1 protein-coding gene is annotated in these 5282 nt (G+C 56.4%); it reads right to left on the bottom strand.

Annotation, left to right across the window (positions count from 1 at the left end):
* A partial coding sequence (locus tag M0P74_17920) for a hypothetical protein (GenBank protein ID MCK9365464.1) occupies positions 1 to 5282 on the bottom strand: 5282 nt, incomplete at both ends.

Here is a 5282-nt window from a genome sequence, read left to right as displayed (position 1 = left end):
CTTCACGATCGCAAGCTCAAGGCCCGCACCCGCTACGCTGAACCCGATCGCATCGGCCGTATCGATCTCGGTCCTGGCATCGTTGAACTTCCCGCCCACTCCCACGAACAGATCAACTCCGGTGAAGGCAAAAGCCAGCATTTCTGCATCGTTGAGATCCGGTGAGCCGGCATTGGCAAGATCGGTAGGATCCCGATAACCATCTCCATTCACATCAACGTCAACATTGCGCTTCACAACCTTGAAAGCGCCTTGGGCAAGGACAAATCCATAAACATCGAGACTGATTTCACCAGAAGCCTCTATTAGAGTCCCCATGCTCCCGTCGATGTCGATCGTCAGGCTGGTGCCCGGGCCGGTCAGGACTTCGAGGCTGCTGGCTGCAAAATCGATGACGTCATAACCTGCCCCGGCCTGGTTGATATTCACCTCAAGCGAAGTGGACGAGGCAACAAGGCCATCAATCCCGACAAGCTCAATCGTATTTGCCGTCGCGTGCAGCACCGTCCACTTGCGGGTCGCGTCGGCCTTGCTCGTGAACAGCGCAATTGCGAAATCAACCTCTTCCAGCGACAGACCAAGGGCGTTCTCCGAACCGCCGTTTAGACCGGCGAAGGCATCCAGACCGCCGCCGCCCACCGTCAGCATATTCGTATCGACCTCGGTCCCGTCCGCAAGAGTCACTGTCTCGGAGGACTTCTCAAAGGCGAAGCCGCCCTCGATCATGAAGAAGCCGAAAAGATCGATCGTCATGTTGCCCGATGCGCGGATCAGATCGCCTTCCATCCCGTCCATTGTCAGCATCATCACCGAATCGGGACCGGTCTTGACGTCAAGGCTCTGCACGCCGAAATCAACCACCAGACTCGGATCCGGATCGGAAACGATGTCCGGACGGGCGATGGTCTCTCCGCGGTTCTCTATCGCAAGCGAAGCCGATGCAACTTCGGGGGCCGCGGCAATCTCAAACAACTGCAAATCCTCGCCGCCCAGGCTTCCCGAAAACGCGATGTCCCAAATTCCCATGCCAACGCCGGTCACCGAGAATCCGGCATCAGCCAGACCGGCAAAGGCAGACGCAAGCGCCGCTTGAACTTCAGCCGCCGTGGCGATAAAACTGATTGCATCCGTCGTATAGGTGGTCGCGTCGTGGGTGAGGCTTAACGTAAAGCTCCCGGCAATCTCCGCTTCCACCCTAACCCGCTGAACTTCGTTCACCGCCGGCGTCGTCACCGTCGAGCCGTCAACTCGGGTCAATCCTCGCTGCACAACAACAAGCGAACCCGAAACCGACGCCGTCGTCGTCTCGATCGCAAGCGGCTCAATCGCTTTTCCGCTCAGACTGCCGCCGAAAACAACTCTCCAGACTCCGGTCGCCGTACTGCTTACCGTGACTGCCGCACCGCCGATGGCGCTGATCGCCGTATTCAGCGCGTTCTGGACGGCGCTCGCAGAGGCGTTAAACGCAAGTGCCGATGTCGTGTAGGTTGAACCGTCATAAAGCAGCGAAAGTGTAAAGGAGCCCTCAAGCTCGGATTTAACATTCACCTGCTGCTCCGCGGAAACGGCCTCGGTCGTTTGCGTCGTCGTCGCACCCTGACCTTCAACCGACGTGCCTACGACCACCGTCACATTACTGGAGGAGACGACAACGATCTGCGGGACATTCTGATAAGCCAGCTTCCCGATGAAATAGACAAAGTAGCGCGGCGCGGCGGATGTTGAACTCTGGTCGAACTCCACCCTCACGTTACCCTTTTTGATTGTCGTCAGACTCTCGAGACCGGCCTGGAGAATCGCCCGGTTGTACGTGGGGCTGTTCACCGAAAAATCGAGCAGACCCGTTTTGAGGCCGTTGAACTCAAGCTCATAGCGGGTATTCGTGCTGCGGAAGCCGTTGGAGAAAGATATGACCTGCTTTTCACGGACATAGGCGCCGGTGGTGGTCGTCCCGGTCACCTTCTCTTCGCCTTCCACCAGAGTGGAAACCGACGCCTCAACGCCTGGAGTCTGCACCGAAAGCTGGAGATCACTGAAATCCTCACCGGCAAGGTCGTTGATGAATTCGATTGTGAAGCCGCCCACCCTCGTTCCGGATACCTGCACGTTCCCGGCGCCGATTGAGATGAAACCGGCTAGGACTGTTGTCAGATTGCCCGCAAGCGTCGCATCCGATGTGCCGGAAGAAACCGTCAGCTTCCTTGTCTCGCCGCGAAGCGTAAAGGTAAGCGCGCCGACCTCTATATCGGTGTCAAGACGGAGGCTTGTATTGACGCTCACGGGGGTCAGCTCGACTTCGTCTTGCGCGGATGCACCGGCAACCTTCTCGATCACCGCGGTGGCAACCTCAGGGGACACGGCGCGGACCAGAAGGCCGCTCCGATCCTGACCGAGCAGTTCGTTGATGAAGGTGATCGTGAAGCCGTCCGCCCTCGTTCCGGATACCTGGACATTACCGGCGCCGACGGAGGTAAAACCTTCCAGCGCGGAGATCATGGCGGACTGGAGCATCGAGTTTGTGTCCGCCGAATCGATCGCCACCTCGGCCGTCTCGCCATCAAGCTCGAAAATCAGAGTCCCCGTCGTAATATCCGTCTCGAGCCTGAGCGTGGTCGCCGTCAACTCGGAATCCTGAGGTATCGGGGAACCGGCCGTTCCTAGGTTACGGTTGATCTCGATCGTCAGCGTGTCCGCTGCGACGGTAAGGCCGTCAATCCCTACAAAGGCAACCGATCCGACCTCGCTCTTGAGCGCCATCCATTTGCGGGCAGGGTTCTGCGAATCCGTCATCAACGCCAGAGCAAAATCGGCGTCCGTCAAATCGAAGCCGATCGCGTCGGCAGTGCCGCCGTTAACCCCGGTAAAGGCATCAACGCTGTTGGCGCCGATCGTCAGCAGATCAACATCCACCGAACTGCCGTCGGACAGGCGCACCGTAGTCGAAGAGCTGACAAAGGCGAAGTCGCCGGCAACCTTGAAGAATCCGGCAAGTTCGATTTCGATGGAACCGGAGGCCTGGATCAGCTCTCCGTCCGCCGAATCCATATCAAGGGTAACGCTCTTGTCCGGGCCAATACTTATATCTTCGTTCTGCGTCGCAAAATTGATCAAGGAACCGTCGGCGGCAGCCTGGTTCACCTGCAGACCGAAGGTGTCAACCGAAAGGGTAAGACCGGGGATGCCGACTATCGAGGCATTTGCGACTGTCGCCTGCAGGGACATCCAATTGCGCGGGGTTGCAACGCCCTGCTCGTTGATCAGCAGAATTCCAAAATCAACACCAGTCAGACTCAAACCCATGGCACTGTCGGTGCCGCCATTGAATCCGGCAAAGGCAGTGTCAACATGGGCGCCAACTTCAAGATAACTGACATTATTCAGGGCGGCGGATACGTGAGTGGTGCCGTCGGTGACAACAAAGTTACCAGTCGCTTTCTTGAACGCGAGGCTCCCATCAAGCTGCACAAAGCCGAAGACGTCGAGTTCGATGTTCGTCGTCACCTGGAGCAATGCGCCTTCGTCTCCATCGATGTCGATCGTGACCGGGTCAGTCGCCGGGCCGGTCGTGATTTCGATGCTCGCGGCATCCGTATCAGTAGTATTGATGCCTTCGGCGCTGTTGACGAAATCGAGTACCTTGTTCGCGGCCGTGGCGCTGCTGGTTTTGTTCACAATCACCGACAGCGTGTTAACCGAGGCGGTAAGACCTTCAATCCCGACCAGAGCCGCGCTTGCAACATCCGCCTTCAGGGACATGTAGTTGACATCGTCTGCGGTATTGGCAGGCGTGTTGTTCGTGTCGGAAACCATCAGAATCCCGAAGTCCACACCCGTCAGGTTGAAGCCGATGCTGCCAACTCCCGCGAAGGCCGTGTTCACATGGCCGCCAATCTCCAGGTAGCTGATATTGTTCAGGGCGGTGGAGGCATGGGTCGAACCGTCAGTGACAACGAAGTTCCCCGTCGCTTTTTTGAAGGCAAGGCTGCCATCCAACTGGACAAAACCGAAGACGTCGAGTTCGACATTGGTTTCGACCTGCAATGTTTCGTCAGAATAATCTATAGTGATGGTGTTTTCTCCACCCGTGGTGACGGATAGAGGAGTTACAGAAAAATCGGCGGCGGTGGTGTTGGCAACTGTATTGTTCGTGCCGCCACCTTGATTGATATCTACGGAAAGACTGGCGATTGAAAGTGTCAAGCCGTCGATACCAACAAAAGAAGCGCCACCAACATCTGCCTTGACTGCCGTCCAGGTACGCAGGTCGGTTGCAGAGGCTGGTGCTGGGGGAGCTCTGGGAGAGAGTATCGTCAGGGCAAGGTTGAGATTGGAAAGGGTGAAGCCCAACGCTGAAGGGGTTGCTTCCTCACTTTCAAAAGGACCGTTGATACCTGCAAAAGCGGTTTCAATATGCGCTCCGACTTGCATTAACTCGACGTCGTCAATACCGTCACCGGCAGTACCGACAACCGAACCATCCGCAAGGGTCAGGCTATCAAGGGATGACTTTTTAAAGGCAAGATCCCCTTCGATCCACAAAAAATCAAAGACGGTAGCTGAAAAACCAGAAATTTGGAATTCAACCGTGTTGGCCGCTATCGCCTCGGTAAAGGTGTAGCTCGTTGAGCCGACCGTAAGAATTGTGTTCGCTGTGACAGTGGTCGCCGCATTCGTGTAGCGAACCAGAACCGTCGTGGCGTCAATGGCGGCAAGACCTTCAATCGTTGCCGAGAACGAGCCGTTCTTCATCTCGAACGCCGTTGTGCCATTACCAGCCTTCAAACCGAAGTCCGCGTTCGCAAGAGTTACATTCACCGATGAACCGGCCGTAAGAGCAGCCGTCACATCGGAGCCTACAGCGATGATATCCGTACCAGTCTTCTTGAAGCCCAGATTGCCGGAAAGGGAGACAAAGTCCGCAATATTTGCTTTGAAGCCGGTAACTTCAACCGCGATTGTGTTCGCCGCGATCGGATCGGTAAAGGTGTAGCTCGTTGAGCCGACAGTAAGAATTGTGTTTGCTGTGACAGTGGTCGCCGCATTCGTGTAGCGAACCAGAACCGTCGTGGCGTCAATGGCGGCAAGACCTTCAATCGTTGCCGAGAACGAGCCGTTCTTCATCTCGAACGCCGTTGTGCCATTACCAGCCTTCAAACCGAAGTCCGCGTTCGCAAGAGTTACATTCACCGATGAACCGGCCGTAAGAGCAGCCGTCACATCGGAGCCTACAGCGATGATATCCGTACCAGTCTTCTTGAAGCCCAGATTGCCGGAAAGGGAGA

It is taken from the genome of Syntrophales bacterium (assembly GCA_023229765.1).
Classification (GTDB): Bacteria; Desulfobacterota; Syntrophia; order Syntrophales; family UBA5619; genus DYTH01.
This window is presented reverse-complemented; position numbering and strand designations above follow the sequence as displayed.